This is a genomic window from Rahnella sp. NRRL B-41462, from assembly GCF_003263525.1.
In the GTDB taxonomy this organism is placed as follows: Bacteria; Pseudomonadota; Gammaproteobacteria; order Enterobacterales; family Enterobacteriaceae; genus Rahnella; species Rahnella aceris.
Window position 1 is genome coordinate 1 of the sequence record NZ_JYDF01000058.1, and the last position, 17,189, is coordinate 17,189.

At 47.8% G+C, this 17,189-nt stretch carries 13 protein-coding genes and 1 pseudogene; 11 read left to right on the forward strand and 3 right to left on the reverse strand.

The features are described 5' to 3' along the window. Positions 1-255 precede the first annotated feature (255 nt). From UC14_RS14940 to UC14_RS26870, 8 genes are all read left to right on the forward strand, one after another. Positions 256-993, forward strand: coding sequence for a phage minor tail protein L (locus tag UC14_RS14940; RefSeq protein WP_112197975.1), 738 nt, complete (start codon positions 256-258; stop codon positions 991-993). A gap of 2 nt (positions 994-995) precedes the next feature. Continuing rightward, on the forward strand, positions 996-1,715 hold the full coding sequence (locus tag UC14_RS14945) for a C40 family peptidase (protein ID WP_112197976.1): 720 nt from the start codon (positions 996-998) through the stop codon (positions 1,713-1,715). Beyond that, positions 1,708-2,325: a tail assembly protein gene (locus UC14_RS14950; RefSeq protein WP_112197977.1), complete on the forward strand. Its 618-nt coding sequence runs from the start codon at positions 1,708-1,710 to the stop codon at positions 2,323-2,325. Before UC14_RS14945 ends, UC14_RS14950 begins: the two co-directional genes overlap by 8 nt. Positions 2,326-2,379: 54 nt before the next feature. Further along, complete coding sequence (locus tag UC14_RS14955) at positions 2,380-5,577, forward strand: host specificity protein J (RefSeq protein WP_112197978.1); 3,198 nt, start codon at positions 2,380-2,382, stop codon at positions 5,575-5,577. Further along, complete coding sequence (locus tag UC14_RS14960; protein WP_112151577.1) at positions 5,578-5,892, forward strand: hypothetical protein; 315 nt, start codon at positions 5,578-5,580, stop codon at positions 5,890-5,892. 1 nt (position 5,893) lies between these two features. Then, complete coding sequence (locus UC14_RS14965) at positions 5,894-6,568, forward strand: hypothetical protein (protein ID WP_112197979.1); 675 nt, start codon at positions 5,894-5,896, stop codon at positions 6,566-6,568. A 124-nt stretch (positions 6,569-6,692) separates the two neighbouring features. Then, positions 6,693-6,929: a cor protein gene (locus UC14_RS14970; protein WP_112151579.1), complete on the forward strand. Its 237-nt coding sequence runs from the start codon at positions 6,693-6,695 to the stop codon at positions 6,927-6,929. A 58-nt stretch (positions 6,930-6,987) separates the two neighbouring features. Further along, complete coding sequence (locus UC14_RS26870; RefSeq protein WP_198670076.1) at positions 6,988-8,484, forward strand: pyocin knob domain-containing S74 family peptidase; 1,497 nt, start codon at positions 6,988-6,990, stop codon at positions 8,482-8,484. 915 nt (positions 8,485-9,399) lie between these two features. Here UC14_RS26870 and UC14_RS14995 read toward each other — a convergent pair. Continuing rightward, a complete protein-coding gene (locus tag UC14_RS14995) occupies positions 9,400-10,590 on the reverse strand; it encodes a hypothetical protein (protein WP_112197980.1) in 1,191 nt (396 codons plus the stop codon). A gap of 867 nt (positions 10,591-11,457) precedes the next feature. Between UC14_RS14995 and UC14_RS15000 the strand changes: the two genes are divergently transcribed. Beyond that, the gene (locus UC14_RS15000; RefSeq protein ID WP_112151353.1) at positions 11,458-11,913 is read left to right on the forward strand and encodes a DUF5680 domain-containing protein; all 456 of its coding nucleotides are present in this window, start codon (positions 11,458-11,460) and stop codon (positions 11,911-11,913) included. Positions 11,914-12,178: 265 nt separating this feature from the next. On the opposite strand, the gene UC14_RS15005 is transcribed toward UC14_RS15000, so the two are convergent. After that, on the reverse strand, positions 12,179-12,493 hold the full coding sequence (locus UC14_RS15005; protein WP_112197981.1) for a hypothetical protein: 315 nt from the start codon (positions 12,491-12,493) through the stop codon (positions 12,179-12,181). Positions 12,494-12,628: 135 nt separating this feature from the next. Between UC14_RS15005 and UC14_RS15010 the strand changes: the two are divergent. Both UC14_RS15010 and UC14_RS15015 read left to right on the forward strand, forming a co-directional pair. Then, positions 12,629-13,234: pseudogene (locus UC14_RS15010) on the forward strand (porin); the annotation flags it as partial. Positions 13,235-13,445: 211 nt separating this feature from the next. Beyond that, entirely contained in the window at positions 13,446-13,931 is a 486-nt protein-coding gene (locus UC14_RS15015; protein WP_013577760.1) for an Rrf2 family transcriptional regulator, read from the forward strand. Positions 13,932-14,034: 103 nt separating this feature from the next. Here UC14_RS15015 and UC14_RS15020 read toward each other — a convergent pair whose 3' ends face one another. Further along, positions 14,035-17,187, reverse strand: a complete 3,153-nt coding sequence (locus UC14_RS15020; RefSeq protein ID WP_013577759.1) for an efflux RND transporter permease subunit — start codon at positions 17,185-17,187, stop codon at positions 14,035-14,037. Positions 17,188-17,189: the final 2 nt, after the last annotated feature.

Here is a 17,189-nt window from a genome sequence, read left to right on the forward strand (position 1 = left end):
GGTGGTTTAACCGGAGACAGCACGGCAGACGGTATGACAGGCGCGATAGCGGGAACACCACAGTGAACAACACCTGTTAGGACGGTCAACTTTAAGCATTTTTATGAATACAAATTCATTTTTGTGCTTCAAAGGATAATGAAGGAATCAGGCTTATAGCGCTATTTTTCTTCATCGAAGGCCCAAATTCACGGGCCTCATTTCCTTGAGTGACCGGCATTAGCCTGCGGGCGGCCTTTTTTATTGGGAGAAACCATGAGCTTTACGCAGGATGTACAGGCGCTTGAGCCGGGGCAACTGATCCAGCTCATTGAGATTGATGGGACTCAATTTGGTTTTGATACCATCTTGAGATTTCATGCACACAATATTGACCCTACGGGCTGGAATTCATTTGCTGCTGAAAACCTGCCCTCCATTATCTGGCAGGGCAATGAGTATGATCCCCATCCCTATGAGCTAACCGGGCTGGAATTGTCCAGTACTGGTTCGCAGCCCACGCCGACGCTGTCAGTGGGTAATGTGGGTAATTACGTCACTGCGCTGTGCCTGCAGTATGACGATATGGTAAAGGCGAAAGTCAAAATCCATACGACGCTGGCGAAATATCTTGATGCAGCAAACTGGATCGCCGGAAACCCCACCGCCAGCCCGACGGAAGAACGCGTTCAGCTTTTTTACATCAATGCCAAAAAAGCGGAGACCCGCGTACAGGTAGATTTTGAACTGTGCTCTCCGTTCGACGTACAAAGCCTTCAGTTGCCTACGCGACAAATCACACCTGTTTGTACCTGGTGCATGCGCGGCTGGTACCGGACGGGTACGGGTTGTGATTACGCGGGTTCAAATTATTTCCTGAAAGACGGTACGCCTATAAACAACCCCGCACTCGATGTGTGCGGCGGCCGCATATCTGATTGCAAACTGCGTTTCGGTGATGAAAACCCTTTGCCGTTTGGCGGGTTTCCGGCAGCAAACTTACAGGGAAAATAACCATGCGTGAAAAACTGATGAATGAAATCCGTGCGCATGTGTCAGCCGAATACCCAAACGAAGCCTGCGGGCTGATCGTTGAAACAGGTACCGGACAGCGGTTTATACCGTGCCGGAATGTCGCTGAAAAACCCGCTGATACCTTCACGCTTTCACCGGACGACTACCTCTCAGCTGCTGAACTGGGAGAGGTCATTATGGTTATCCACTCGCATCCCGATGTGGTTCAACTGGTGCCGTCGGAAATGGACCGTATCCAGTGCGATCACTCAGGTGTCGAATGGGGGATTATGTCGTGGCCGGATGGGGATTTCTGCACGATTTCACCGCGCGGCGACCGTGAGCTTGCGGGCCGCAGGTGGGTGCTGGGGCATGCTGACTGCTGGTCGCTCATCATGGACTACTACCGGATGGAGCACGGTATCATCGTTAGAAACTACGCGGTTGATCGTGAATGGTGGGTTGATGGAAAAGAAAACCTCTATGACGATAACTGGCAGGCGGAAGGGTTCGTTGAGATTGACGCCAGCGGCATGCGGGCGGGTGACATGATCATGATGCGCGTTCAGGCCCCTGTAACCAATCATGCGGCCATTTACATTGGTGACAACATTATGGTTCACCACATGTTCGGTAACCTTTCTGCCCGCGTTCCGTACGGCAAATATTACCGGGACCGGACGGTTCGCGTCGTCCGCCGTAAGGAGTTGGTTGATGCTTAAGACCATGACGTTAAAAGGGCCTCTCGCGAAGAAGTTCGGTAAAACTCACCAGTTTCATGTGGCCGACATTAACGAATTTCTCCGGGCTATGTGCTCCCAGGTTAAAGGGTTCAAAAACTACGTGTCGAATTCTCATCTTAATGGCGTGAAATTCGCTTTCTACAGCGGCAAAAACAATATCTCGCTCGAAGAGTTTGATATGTCGGCAGCGGCCACAGAATACATGATGGTGCCGGTGATTGAAGGCGCTAAGAGGGCTGGCACGCTCCAGATCGTTATTGGTGCTGTTGCCCTAGTGGCTGCATTCTTTACGGCTGGCGCTTCAATGGCTGCATGGGGTGCTGCTTTAAGTGCTGGGGCTATGTCGGCTTCGACTGTCCTGACGGGTATCGGCCTGTCAATGATGATGGGCGGCGTTGTCCAGATGCTGACGCCACAGCCCTCATACAATGTCGGCGCTTCGTCCAGCACGGACAACAAGCCAAACTATGCGTTTGGCGCCCCCGTAAACACCGTGGCCATGGGTTACCCCGTACCGGTGTTGTACGGACAGCGTGAAATAGGCGGAGCCATTATTAGCGCGGGGATTTTCTCCAGCGACCAGCAGTAACCTCAACACAATTATTAAATAACCCGCTTCGGCGGGTTTTTTTATGGGTGAAATATGCGACTTCTTGAAGGTGAAACCATTATCCGCGGCGCGAAGGGTGGGAGCAGCAGCGCCCATACGCCGGTTGAGCAGGCAGATGATCTGCTATCCGAAGCAAAACTGAAAATGGTCATTGCCCTTTCGGAAGGTGAAATTCAGGGTGATCTGGTTGCTCAGCAAATTTTCCTTAATGATACCCAACTGGCTAATGACGACGGCACCTATAATTTCACCGGCGTGAAATGGGATTACCGTAAAGGTACGCAGGATCAGACATACCTTCAGGGCATGCCCGAGATTGATAACGAGTCGTCCGTGGGGATTGAAGTCAAAGCGTCCTCACCCTGGACCCGCCAGTTTTCTAACCTGACGCTCGATGCCATTCGTATCAAACTGAGCCTGCCGATTCAGTACCAGTATAAAGATAACGGTGACATGGTGGGGACAGTCACCCAGTATGCGATTGACCTTTCTACAGACGGTGCCGCTTATCAGACCGTGGTGAATGGTTCGTTTGACGGGAAAACAACCTCAGAGTATCAGCGGGACCACCGTATCGACTTGCCGTCCGCCGCCACCGGCTGGGCTATTCGCGTCCGGCGTATCACCGCTGATTCGACCTCTACCAAACTGATTAACGCCTTCAAGGTATTTTCCTTTGCCGAAGTGATCGACAGCAAGCTGCGCTATCCGAACACGGCGCTGCTTTATATCGAGCTCGACTCCAGCCAGTTTAACGGGAGTGTGCCAAAAACCACCTGCAAGCCTAAGGGCAAACTGATCCGGGTGCCTTCAACCTATAACCCGGATACAAGAACGTACAGCGGGACCTGGGCAGGGGATTTTAAAATTGCCTACAGTAACAACCCTGCGTGGATTTTTTACGACCTGGTGCTCGATGAGATTTATGGCATGGGCGGCCGGGTTGACGCGACCATGATCGATAAATGGGAGCTTTACAGCATTGCGCAGTATTGCGACGAACCGGTTTCCAACGGGGTCGGAGGTACCGAGCCGCGTTTTACCTGTAACGTTTTCATCCAGAGCCAGCAGGATGCTTACACGGTACTCCGGGATCTGGCGGCTGTCTTTCGTGGCATTACCTTCTGGGGTAATGATCAGATATTCGTGCGGGCCGATGTGCCGCAGGATGACGTAGATTTTACTTATCACAGCGCGAACGTAGTCGACGGCCTTTTTACCTACGCTGGCGGCTCCTATAAAAACCGGTTTTCCTCCTGTCTGGTCAGTTGGTCTGATCCGGGAAATCACTTTTCTGACACCCCTGAAAGCGTCTATGAGCCTGATCTGGTTGAGCGATACAACTGGAATGAAACCCAACTTATGGCAATTGGTTGCACGTCGCAGAGTGAGGCACACCGCCGCGGGCGTTGGGTACTCTTATCCAATGCCAAAGACGGCACGGTTTCTTTTGGTGTCGGTCTCGATGGCTATATCCCGATGCCGGCGGAGATCATTGGCATTGCTGACCCTTTCAGGGCAGGGAAAGCCAACGGCGGCCGCATCAGTGCGGTGAACGGCAGAAATGTCACTCTTGACCGTGTCGCAGATTACGGCATTGGCGATCGTCTTGTGGTGAATCTGCCAGACGGAACCGCGCAGACACGGACAATCAGTGCCGTGAGCGCCGATAAGAAAACGTACACCGTGGCCACGGCATACCGCATGACACCGGTCGCTGGCGCAGTGTGGGCCATCGACAGCGATAACCTGGCTATTCAGTATTATCGCATCACCTCAATTTCCTCTAATGATGACGGTACCTTTACGGTGGCCGGCGTACAGCACGACCCGAATAAGTACCGGTACATCGATGACGGCGTTAAAGTAGATGCAGCACCGATTACTGTCACGCCAACCAACGTGATGAAAGCACCGGCCAATATCCTGATCACCGAAGTTGACCACATTGCACAGGGCCTCACGGTGGCATCGCTTCAGGCATCCTGGGATAAAGTGGAGGGTGCGATAAATTACACTGCGCAATGGCGTAAGGACAACGGCGACTGGGTCAACATTGGCAAGACCAGCGCACAGGGTTTTACCATTCAGGGGATATATGCCGGCGTTTACGATGTCCGTGTCCGGGCGGTTAATGCGGTCGAGGTGTCATCACCGTGGGGGTATGCAGATTCAACCACCCTGAACGGGAAGGTAGGCAAACCAGGAACGCCAACTAATCTGCTGGCGACCAAAGATGTCGTGTGGAATATCGATATCACCTGGGGATTCCCGGCGGGATCTGGTGATACGGCTTATACAGAACTTGAGGTGGCCACTACAGCGGACGGACTTAACCCGCAGTTCCTCGCTTACGTTCCGTATCCGGGGGTGAGCTACCAGCACGGGCCAATGCCGGCAGGGGTGAGACGCTGGTATCGGGCACGCCTTGTTGACCGCATAGGGAATACAGGTGCCTGGACTGCTTTTGTTGAAGGTGCGAGTAATGCCGATGCCGATGATATTCTCGGCGATATTATTGAAGACTTCATGAATTCGGAAGACGGAAAGGCGCTTTTAGCGCCCTTGCAAACCAACCCGGAAGCCGTTTTGCAAAATGTGCTGGCAACTTACGATACGGTGAATCAGCAATGGGCTCAGTACGGAGACAATAAAGCGGGGATCATCCAGGCTCAAAAAGTGGCCGCCGATGCCGAAAGTTCTGTGGCCCAGTTCGAGACGGATGTGGTGGCTCAGTTTGCTGAAACAGAAGCGGCGCTTCAGGAGAAGTTTACCGCATACGCGGATGCCTCAGGCGGCTCAGCTATTTACACGCTGAAAACAGGGCTTAAATATGGTGGCGTTAATTATGACGCTGGCCTGTCTGTGGCGGTCACTATCAATGGCTCAACGGTTGATACCCGTGTCGCTATCAACGCAGATAAATTTGTGATTGCCAGCGGCAGTGGCAATAACATTTATTCTCCTTTCACTGTGCAAAACGGCCAGGTATTTATCTCTCAAGGGTTTATCGGAAATGGCTGGATCACCAACGCGATGATCGGGGATTACATTCAGTCCAACAACTATGTTGCGGGCGTATCCGGCTGGCGTTTGGATAAGGGCGGTACTTTCGTGAACTACGGTTCTGGTTCCGGCGGAAAGATGAAAACCACTAACACGACGATCAGTGTCGCTGACGCCAGCGGCGTGCTGCGAGTCCAAATTGGTGAGCTGACAGGGGTATTCTAATTGGCTAACTATGGTATTCAAACATGGAGCGCCTCGGGAACGCCGAATAATACTGGTTTAGTAAAGATCCTGATATTGGGGTCGGTCTATCTCTCCAAAGACCAGGTATCCGGGGCGTGGTCATACGCCGTACCGTCGGGTTACAAGGTGGCCGCGATGCAGTCGCCAGTTATGGGAGCCGAGCTTTCATCAGCCCGACGCAAAATAACCACGACAACGACCGGCGTCTCGCTTTCGAGCGCCGGTGCAGATTATTCAACCGGTACATTCACGGCAGCTGAGGGTTGGCTGATCGTCTACTTAGTGAAGCAATGACATGGCAAATTACGGGGCAATACTGGTCGATGAGTACGGTATTCCGTTCTCAACGCCAGACACGACGCCGATGAGTCTGGTCTCAAAGAATGTGTACAATTTTGGTGGGGGTGGCGGCGATATTAATTTAGCCGTGTCCGTGTCCAGCCCCTTTGTTGTCGCCTTCAAGTCTGACGTAACGGGTGTTTATGGAAGGCTGAGTAATAATAGCGGTGTATACACACTCACGGTAGGCATGCTTGCTGGTGGGAGTGTGGGAAATGTCACTGTTTATATTTTTGGTATCGTCATCCCTCAGCCCAAACCGGCGTGGGGGATAGCGATAAACAATGCTCAGGGACAGTGCATACTGACCAATGAAACCAAGGTCATGAATCCACCCATCGCTGTTGGAACGCCGGGTAATCCAGCCAGCCTTGGGTACAACATAGATACCACACTCAGCGGGAATTACGCGGTAATACCGCAGATGACTGGCTTAATGGTAGGTGTCATTCATTCTGGGGGTGCAACACGCCCTTTCCAGTCACCCATTCAGACCTATGCATACTTCAACGGATCAAGCACTCGAATATCCTCTACACAGACAGTCAGTCCGGGAGGCGATCAGCTTGAGAATGTTGGCTATGCAAATTCAAACGACATGGTATATGCAATTGAGGTATCCGCTTATTAATCAATGCATTGCTACCTAAGATCGTTTTTAACGATCAATTTCTGTTAATTGATCTATTAAACCAATTATACCGTCATAAATATCGTTGTTATCGTTCCGGTATCAATATTCAAGGGACAGAAAAATGACAAAAATTATGATGGCAATTGGTCTGGCGGTTTTGGTCTCCGGGTGCTCAGGCATCCTTGAGGAGCAGCATCCTGTCTGTAATGCTACGGCGCTCATTGGCGGGCAAGAAACGTCGGTGCAGATTTATGGCGTCCGTCAGGTCGCTCATCAAACTCAATATCAGGCTGGCGATCCGTTCGGCTGGCGCTGGGTCAGTAAAACTAATTTCATCCGCACAACGTGCGATAAATGATGCAACCTTAATCATCTAAAACCCGCTCCGGCGGGTTTTTTTATGCCTGGAGCAAAACATGTCGGCAGGAACCATCGCATTAACCAATAACTCAGCGGCAGTGACCGGTACCGGAACGGCCTTTACCACAGATTTAAAAGTGGGAGATTTCATTGTCGTTATTGTCGGCGGTGTGACTTACACGCTTGGCGTTAAAACGATAACTTCAGCAACAGCATTAACTCTTATAACTGCCTATGGTGGACCGACGGCTACAGGTAACGCATGGACAGCGGTACCGAATGCGACATTAGTCGGCATTACTGCTCAAGTGGCAGCAGATGTGGCAAAAGCCATCCGTGGCCTTAACCAAGACAAGGCCAACTGGCAACAGGTTTTCAGCGGAACGGGTACAATCACGGTGACGCTGCCGGATGGTTCTACCTATACGGGGCCAGCCTGGAATGGTATTTCTGCAACGTTGGCAAAAGCCTACAATGACGGCGGAATTCTCAATGCAACTGTCACGCCGAACTCTCTTGGAAACACTGCCGACTTCAATATTTATTATCAGACGGCCAATGCTAACGCGATAATTGCGAACGGATATCCAATAGGGAAAGCCGGGACATTATTCGTGACCAAATCAGCGTATGGCTGCCAGCAGATGTATATCACTTTTCAGGGTGAGGCTTTTGTTCGTGGGCTCACGGGTAATTTCAATTCGGCCGCACCGAATTGGTCCGATTGGTGGCCCATTTTCACAGGTAAGAGCACCATTCCTGTGGCAAATGGTGGTACAGGTGCAGCCACTGTCGCAGCAGCCCCCTTTGCGCCCAAAGCATCACCATCATTTACCGGCAACACGTCGATATCCGGCAATTTAACTGTGGGGGCAGGCGTAACAGCGGGTCCTGCGGGATATTATACTCAGGGGTTGGTTAACCCAGCAGTTCAAGGCTCTTATATCGGTTGGAACGGAACCGGCCTAGTTGGAGGTGCTGATTTCCTGTGTAATCGTGGGACTGGCGATGGCGGCTTCCGCTTCCGTACTGTCAATAATACAAACACAGCGGTAATCACAGATTTCACCATGCTCAATACGGGTCAAGGTGTCTCGTCTGCGGGGTGGGTGGCAGTATCGGACATTGACGTTAAGATGAACGTTGTCGAAATTGAACCGGAAAAAGCGCTATCAGTACTCACCTCATGGCGGACTTGCTCATGGGATTACTGCGATGTCCCGAGCGAATACGACGAAGCCGGAAAAGTAATTTCGGTAACAAAGGGCGCTAAAGGTTTTGGTTTCATTGCGCAGGACGTCCAGAAAGATTGTCCTGATGCTGTAACACTGACTAAAAATCCCCAGTTGTACGTCGCCGAGGACGGTGAGCTTTTCGCTAAAGAGGACACTTTGTCTCTTAATACGCTGGGCGTATCAGCTGCATATGCTGGTGCCGCGATAAAAGCATTAAAGAAACGCAATGAAGACCAGGCAGAACTTATCTCAGCTTTATCCGAACGGCTAAAACAGATCGAGTCAACACTTGGGATTAACAACAAACCTGCTTCATAACTTTCTTTCCTTACCGAAAAGTAACCGACATAAACAAAAAAGCCTTCGCGAACGAAGGCTAGTGAATTATCACCAAATTTAGTTTAGGAACAGGAGTGTTACTCCTCTGTTGAGGATAGCTCATGAAGTAGATTTGGCTTAAGTAAATGTAGTTTGTAGTTAAAAAAAACCCGCGTTAACGGCGGGTTATCAGAAGATAGGCACTCATAGCGCCTTGGCAGGCTTGCTGCTCTTGTGTCAGCTATTCTTAGTTTAGATGAATTTTGAATAAAGTTTATAAGCGGTAGATACTTTACAAAAAATCTCCGGTTAACATGACTAATATCATTTTTGTTAGTCGGAGTTACTATGCAAGGTGTTGATTCTGCCTATCAAGAGGCATGCAGGATGATTGGTGAGTGTTACCTTATGCTTGCGGAAGATGAGGGGGGAGTCAGTCGGAGGCGTATGGTTATATGGCTGGAGCGAGTCCAGGAAGAAGTTGTTGATTCGAACAGTAAACAAAATGATGCCTTACAGTTAGCGATACAACGCCTAAAGGGTTGGTAGTATACAGGCAAAAAACTCGGCTCTGTGGCCAGTTTGGATTAGTTAAATGACTTAACTAAATAATTTTTGCGGTGCATTCCAAAGGGAAGGGTCATTAAGGTGTATTAGCTCAGACTTGACCTGACACAACTACGGCACAGAGCCAAATCTAATCTGACAGGCAGTTCTGTGCCAGGAGCGGACATTGTCAGCATTGAGTTTCAGTTACAAAAGGTATATCTTTCTATTTATGTAACTCACGCCCACTCACTATGGGTAAATTTATTTAAAGTGTGGGTGCTGCGTGAACTTTAAAGTAATATGTTACGATTATTATATAATTTCTTTAACATGTTCAACCGGTAGCGAGCATGTAGTAATTTAAAATTAATAAATAATTTTTATTTTTTTGCCTAAATCGATTTGAAAGTCGACAGCTTTATCTGCGAAAAGTTTACCTAATCTTTTAGTTTTGGGATTCCATCCTGGGTAGGGTTCATCTAACATATCTATAATTACTTTGGCAGCATTTAATTCCAAACATGATAAAACATAAGAAATGAAGTTTTGTATGCTCTCATATCTTGTCAGTAAAGTACGGTATTCAATTCCTGTTTGAGATGCAAGGTAGGAGTCAAAAGCTAAATTGGTAAATTTAGCAAAGAGCGGAGTTCTGTCATCAAAATATACGGTATCAAAATGATTAGTATTTGGGTTTACATTTCCATGTAACATTTCATTCCTGATATTCATTACCGATTGAAATTCTTTGCATACCTCATTATTGTTATAATCAACAGGACAATGGAAATATTTACACTTGATATGTAAGTTTCTCATGCGTTCATTTATTGGGCTACGTATAAACGATTCATAATCTTCTTTATTTTCATATGCATTAACTTTTGCGAGGGTGAAAATTAAAAAATTAATGAATGCTTCAGCATATATAGGTAGTGTTAAAGAAATGTTAATACCTAACGTATTGGCTTTGGAGAATTTCTCTCCAGCGATGGACATTTCTTTCTTTGTTCTGTTATTAAATTTATTGAATTCGGGGTGTTTTATTTCATCAATCTTTAAGTTATCTAACTCTACGAAATTTGAATCAATAGCGGTTTTTATTCTTTTAAAAGGATTTATAAATAGATGCCACGTTTCCACTTTAGTCCTGAATGTGGAGATTTTTTTGCCATAATTCCTAAAATCATCTTTTAAATCTTTGATGAATTCGTCTTTTGCATATTTCTGGTCTTGGAAATCTATTGATTTATGTATCTCTATGCGATAGGTCATACACATAATTGTGATCCGATAACCTTCGTAATCAAACGTGTAATCCCAATGAATAAGGTTTGATGAGTCATACTCTCGGAACAATGATTGCATCCCGTTAGGTTTTCCAAATCGAGCTTGCAGGTAACAATATAAATCTACAGGTTTGATATTGTTGATATCAACCCATAACGTATAATCTTTGTCACGTTTGATTATAGAGGTTTTCTGCTGGAACTCATTAACAATGATCCTTTGATCTAAATATATCAATTTATCAATATTAATTTTGTTTTTTTTCATTGTATGTGCTCATATACTTTATAAGAGGAGTGTTCATTGTTCGATGAGTATAATGACAGCCAGTGAACAATATCAAGTGATCATCATCAAAACGATAACTCACCCTGCATATTTACAACGTCATCCTCACAGGAACAACGGTGGTCTACCTTCATTACGTGTATGAAGAACAGTTGAAACAAGTTATCTCGGTGTACTGATTTTGTGCTCCACAACACTTGTTCATAGTAAGTGGGGAGAATGAATTCTAACTTTTTCTATGCTATATCGGACTCTAGACCTTACCTGCTATCTGTTGATCAATAAACCAAGATATGAGTCATACAGTCATCAGATTTGAGACCAACCTCAACGTCCGCTCTTCGCTCTCAGCAGACCTTCAGCGTCACGTGTTTGTCTGCTGTGTGCCAGAAGCGGGAGTTGTTAACATATAGTGCATTAACCAACAGAGAGCAGGTCATCATGAATGTGCTGATCTGATCCTGATTGCGGCCAAAAGTCCGATTTATTCAACAAAGCCAGGAATGGTGCTAAAAGCTTGTATCCAGACATAGGGGTAATTGAAAAAAATTGAGTGCACAAGTAATTATTAGTAATGAGATGTATTATTTAGATTGATTTTGTAAAAAAAGGCTTCAAATAAATTCTGTTCTTAAGGTTTTTCTAAGGTTACTCATGCATAGTTAGCATCATGAGTAATACGGACTCTCATAGTTGACGTTAAAATTTCATGAGAAGCGAAGATTCCGACATATTTATAAAACAACTTTTATGAATGCTAAGTATTTTTAAATTTCATACCTTTTTAATACATTGACAATTCTAAGGACTTATTATCTGCATGATATTAAAATTTCGAGAGTGTAAATGGAAGAGTTTTTAATAAAAGCAAATCGTTTTCTTTATAGAAACCCTGAAAATGTAATTATAAAGTCATTAACAGGGGGGGATATGAAAGTCATTGAATATAATGATGGTGGCTATACCTATAGAAATTACTTTACGGAGGGGAGGAATATTTACGGGCAAGTAATCATTTCATTTAAAAAATTCCCCATATGGGTTATGCAGTATCAAGGCGGTGCAACCAATGATAGAATTGATGAAATAACCATTCGCAAAATGAAAGATTTATCAATGAAAAATCAAGGTCTTGCAGATGAACTCTATCCTATTAGAGGGCCTCGAGAAAATAAATCTTCGGGTTTCTTTTATTCCAATACTCTTTTTGGTTCTATCCAAAAATTCCAGGGGCAAGAAACAATACAATTTAATGACGAAACATATTATAATCTAATTTTATCAGGAGGGATGTTAGTATGATTCTACCCCCTTCACTAAGATTCCGGCATACCGACCACAGCTAGCTGACATCAATTGGCCGGAAGCAGTCGTTTAAACAGCTTCTAACCATAGATTGTCTGGACTGACCCGGTAGACGATCCTGCCCTATAGTTCAACTACAAAATGTCATTTCTGACATCGAGTTGATATCCGCTTCTCGCTCTCAGCAGACCTTCAGCGTCACGTTTTTGTCTGCTGTGTGCCACAAAATTTCGGCATTTGATGCTAGTTAGTATCCTAATTTCTAATCAACCTCTTCATCATAGGAATTAGTAGATTGAAAAATTGATTGGCATAGCTCATTACTGACCAGTGCCACTAGCATTGATAAAAAATCGAGGGTTATTCCGGTGGGCAAAATGAGCATGCTGTCGCCAAAATAGGTCAAGATATTCCAAAGCAAGACGTAGCCCTCGACGATGAATAGTAAATACTTCAAAAAAATCAATCGGAAAGTGTGGCCTCTCAAGGTAATGGGCTGTAACTGTGTTTTTCTATCCATCACACGCTTTGTCCATTCGGCCAAGATCAGCGCATTGACATTCGGCACACCGGCCATATTTCTTTTGTTGTACACCCGCTTAACAAGCATAAACTACAATGCACAAAACAAACTGGGTATGCATACAGCAATATTTGTCTTAGTAAAATAAAACCTTTCTGCAAAACTAAATTTATTCCTCATGAATTCATGGGGATGCGTGGTGGGATTTATTTACGCAATCAAGCTGAAAATCAAGTTAATAATCATATTAAACATATAGTTAATGAACATTTCACTTCCTACGACTTCGGTATGGGTATCACTGCGGGTGCCGCGTATGCCTCATCTGACCGTACAAACGATCAGACGACTTCTGCAGGCGAGAATTTTGCAGGAGGGGATAAAGCTGATGTCTGGACTGTGGGTACAAAATATGACGCAAACAATGTCTATCTCGCTACGATGTATTCCGAAACGCGTAATATGACAATGTTTGGTGAGAGTGGTGTTGCAAACAAAACGCAGAACTTCGAAGTAACCGCACAATATCAATTTGATTTTGGATTACGTCCTGAAGTGTCTTACCTGCAATCTAAAGGTAAGGATTTGACTGCAGACGGCAGTAATACTTCTGATAACAACGATAAAGATTTGGTTAAATATGTTTCTGTTGGTGCGAGTTATTACTTCAACAAAAATATGTCCACCTACGTTGATTACAAAATTAACCTGCTGGACAACGATGATAATTTCTACGAAACCAACAAAATCTCTACCGATGATATCGTGGGTGTAGGCTTACAATATCAGTTCTAATCTCCGAAACTTCTCATAAAAGAATCTGAGTACCAAAACCCATCTCCGGATGGGTTTTTTTGTGCCTTAAATCGTGGCTTTCTGTGCGTTTAAGAGGTGTCTGCCTTCAATAATGCAACAGTGTTTGTTATATTATTGACCAGATCACGTATAGGGGATTTCCTCTGTGATACGGTGCTTCACCTAAGACTTGGTTTCTCAGGACAATGACATGTTAGATTATCGCTTTCCGACAGCTATGCAGATGGTGTTTTGTATCGCTCAGTCCCAAAAGGCTGGCCAGCGCTGCACCAGTGCGATTTTAGCAACGGGTCTGGAAGCCAACTCCAGTTTTATCCGCAAACTGATGGTGCCACTGACTCAGCATGGCATTATCGTCTCCACACTTGGTCGCACCGGCTCGATTACACTTGGCCGTCCGGCGGAAGAAATCACACTTCGTGATATTTATTGCGCGGTGATTGAAGATAAACGTCTGTGGGCAGCGCGCCCGGACGTGCCCGCCCGCTGTGTGGTCAGCGCCAATGCCTGCACCTATTTCAAAAACATTGTCAGCGAAGCTGAAGAAGCGTCGTTTCAGGTGTTAGCCCGTCATACCGTTGCGGATGCCCTGGCTGAGTTTGAACGCGGTGGCAAATACAAATGTACCAAAGATTTAGCGGCGCAAAACCCAGAAGATTCGCTCTGTTTGAAATAGAGCGCTGATACGCAAGACACCGCGCACCGCTCTCAATAAAGCATATAAAAAAAAGCCGGGAGATCATTCTCCCGGCTTTTTGCATTCTGTTGATCTTAACGGTTTACACAGTTTGCGTTTCTAAAACGACTTTCTTACGCGTCACCAGCTTGCGAAGTGCGACGTAGAAAACAGGCGTCAGGAACAACCCGAACAACGTCACACCCAGCATACCGGAGAATACGGTAATACCGGTGACACCGCGCACTTCCGCACCCGCGCCGTGACCCAGAATCAACGGGATAGTCCCGGCGATAAACGCAATCGAGGTCATGACGATAGGGCGCAGACGCAGACGGCATGCCTCAAGCGCAGATTCGATAATCCCTTTACCTTGCAGTTCAAGCTCGCGGGCGAACTCAACAATCAGAATCGCGTTCTTACATGCCAGTCCCATCAGCACCACCAGTCCGACCTGTACAAACACGTTATTGTCGCCACCGGTCAGCCACACGCCAAACAGGGCCGATAGCATGGTCATTGGCACAATCAGGATTACCGCCAGCGGCAGCGTCCAGCTCTCATACAGGGCGGCCAGCACCAGAAACGCCAGTAACACGGACATCGGGAACACAATCAGTGCAGCATTGCCTTGTGTGGATTGCTGATAGCTCAGGTCGGTCCATTCGATATTCATGCCGTTCGGTAACAGGTTTTTCGACATTGCAGTCAGCTCGGTCATTGCCTGCGTCGAAGAAAGCACGCGGGGATCAGCGTCACCGATTAAATCTGCTGCCGGATAGCCGTTATAGCGGATCACCGGATCGGGACCGTAAGTGGTGGTGATATTCAGCATACTGCCGATTGGCACCATTTCACCTTTATCGTTACGGGTACGCAGATTGGCAATGTCTTCCACGGTGTCACGGAACTGGCCATCGGCCTGTGCCATTACTTTCCAGGTACGTCCGAACCGGTTGAAATCATTGATATAGGACGAGCCGAGATACACCTGCAGCGTACTGAACAGTTCGTCCAGCGATACGCCCTGCGCCTTGGCTTTATCACGGTCAATATGCGCGTCCAACTGCGGCACGTTAGCCTGATATGAAGAAATCGGATACCCCATTCCCGGCGTTTGCATGATAGCGCCGGACATGGTGTTAATCGCGGTTTGCAATGCACCGTAACCCAGCCCTGCACGATCCTGTATATACAGAGAATAACCTGATCCCTGACCCAATCCGAGGATCGGCGGCGGCATAATGGAGAAGGCGAACCCTTCCTGGATCTGCGAAATCTTGGCGTTGATTTCCGCATTAATCTCCGCCGCTGTACGGGTACGTTCGCTCAGTGGTTTCAACGCGAAGAACACCGTACCGGTATTCGGCGTATTGGTGAACTGCAAAGCGTTCAACCCGGGGAACGCCACCGCATCAATTACGCCATCAGTACTTAACCCCATTGCGCTGATTTTGCGGATCACCGCATCAGTGCGGGATAAGGACGCGCCTTCCGGCATTTTCACGCCCGCGATCAGATACAGTTTATCCTGCGTCGGGATAAAGCCCCCCGGCACGGCTTTGAACATAAAGGCCGCCGCGCACAACAACAGAATGTAAACCACAAATACCGCGCCACGACGCCCAAGTGTTTTAGACACTGCATTCTGATAACGATGTGAACTGGCATTAAAGAACCGGTTGAACGGTCGGAAAATCCAGCCGAACAGGCGGTCGATAAGCCGCGACGGCATGTCTTTCGGTGCACCGTGCGATTTCAGCAATAATGCCGCAAGAGCAGGGGACAACGTCAGTGAGTTGATGGCCGAGATCACGGTTGAAATGGCGATGGTCACCGCAAACTGCTTGTAGAACTGACCGGTCACGCCCGACAAAAACGCCATCGGCACGAACACCGCACACAGCACCAGCGCGATAGCCACTATCGGCCCTGAAACTTCCCGCATCGCCTGGTGCGCAGCGTCCCTTGGCGCGAGTCCCTCCTCGATGTTTCGCTCGACGTTTTCCACCACCACAATGGCATCATCGACCACTATCCCTATCGCCAGCACCAGCCCGAACAGACTGAGTGTATTAAGCGAAAATCCGAGCAAATACAGAATGCTGAATGTCCCGATCACAGATATCGGTACCGCCAGCAAAGGAATGATTGATGCGCGCCAGGTTTGCAGGAACAGAATAACCACCAGCACGACCAGCACGACAGCTTCCAGCAATGTGTGAACTACCGCACTGATGGAATCACGCACAAACACCGTCGGGTCGTACGGCGCACGCCAGGTCATGCCTTCCGGGAACCGGGTTGCCAGTTCATCCATTTTGGCTCGCACCGCGTCTGACAAATCGATCGCATTCGCGCCAGGCGACTGGAAGATACCGATCCCGACTGCATCTTTATTATTAAGTTGCGCGCGCAGGGCATAACTGCCGGACCCCATTTCGATACGCGCCACATCACGAAGACGGACAATTTCGCCATTATCACCGCTTTTCAGGATGATTTTGCCGAACTCATCTTCATCTTTCAGACGACCCTGGGCATTGATGGAAAGCAGATAATCACTGTCTTTCGGCATCGGTTCTGCGCCCAGCTGACCGGCAGACACCTGTACGTTCTGTTCCTGCATTGCCTTCACAATGTCAGAAGCCGTCAGACCCCGCGCCGCGACTTTGTTCGGATCCAGCCACACGCGCATGGCATATTCGCCTGCACCGAAAATCTGGATCTGCCCGACACCCGGCAAACGTGCCAGCTCGTCTTTCACCTTCAGCGTGGCGTAGTTGCTCAGATACAGCGAATCATACTTACCCGAAGGTGACACCAGATGCACCACCAGCGTCAACGTTGGCGATTGTTTCTGCGTGGTCACGCCCTGACGGCGGACATCTTCCGGCAGACGGGCTTCGGCCTGGGCCACACGGTTTTGCACCTGAACCTGTGCCTGATCCGGATCGGTTCCCGGACGGAAAGTGACTGTCGTCACCAGCACACCATCAGAACCGGCCACGGATTTCATGTACACCATGTTTTCAACACCGTTGATCGCTTCTTCCAGCGGCGTCGCCACGGTTTCAGCAATCACTTTCGGGTTAGCACCCGGATATTCAGCGCGAACCTGCACGCTTGGCGGTACCACGTTCGGGTATTCGCTGACCGGCAGCAGGGGAATGGCAATCGCCCCGGTGACTAAAATCAGAATCGACAAGACGGCCGCAAAAATCGGCCTGTCGATGAAAAAGCGGGAAAAGTCCATGA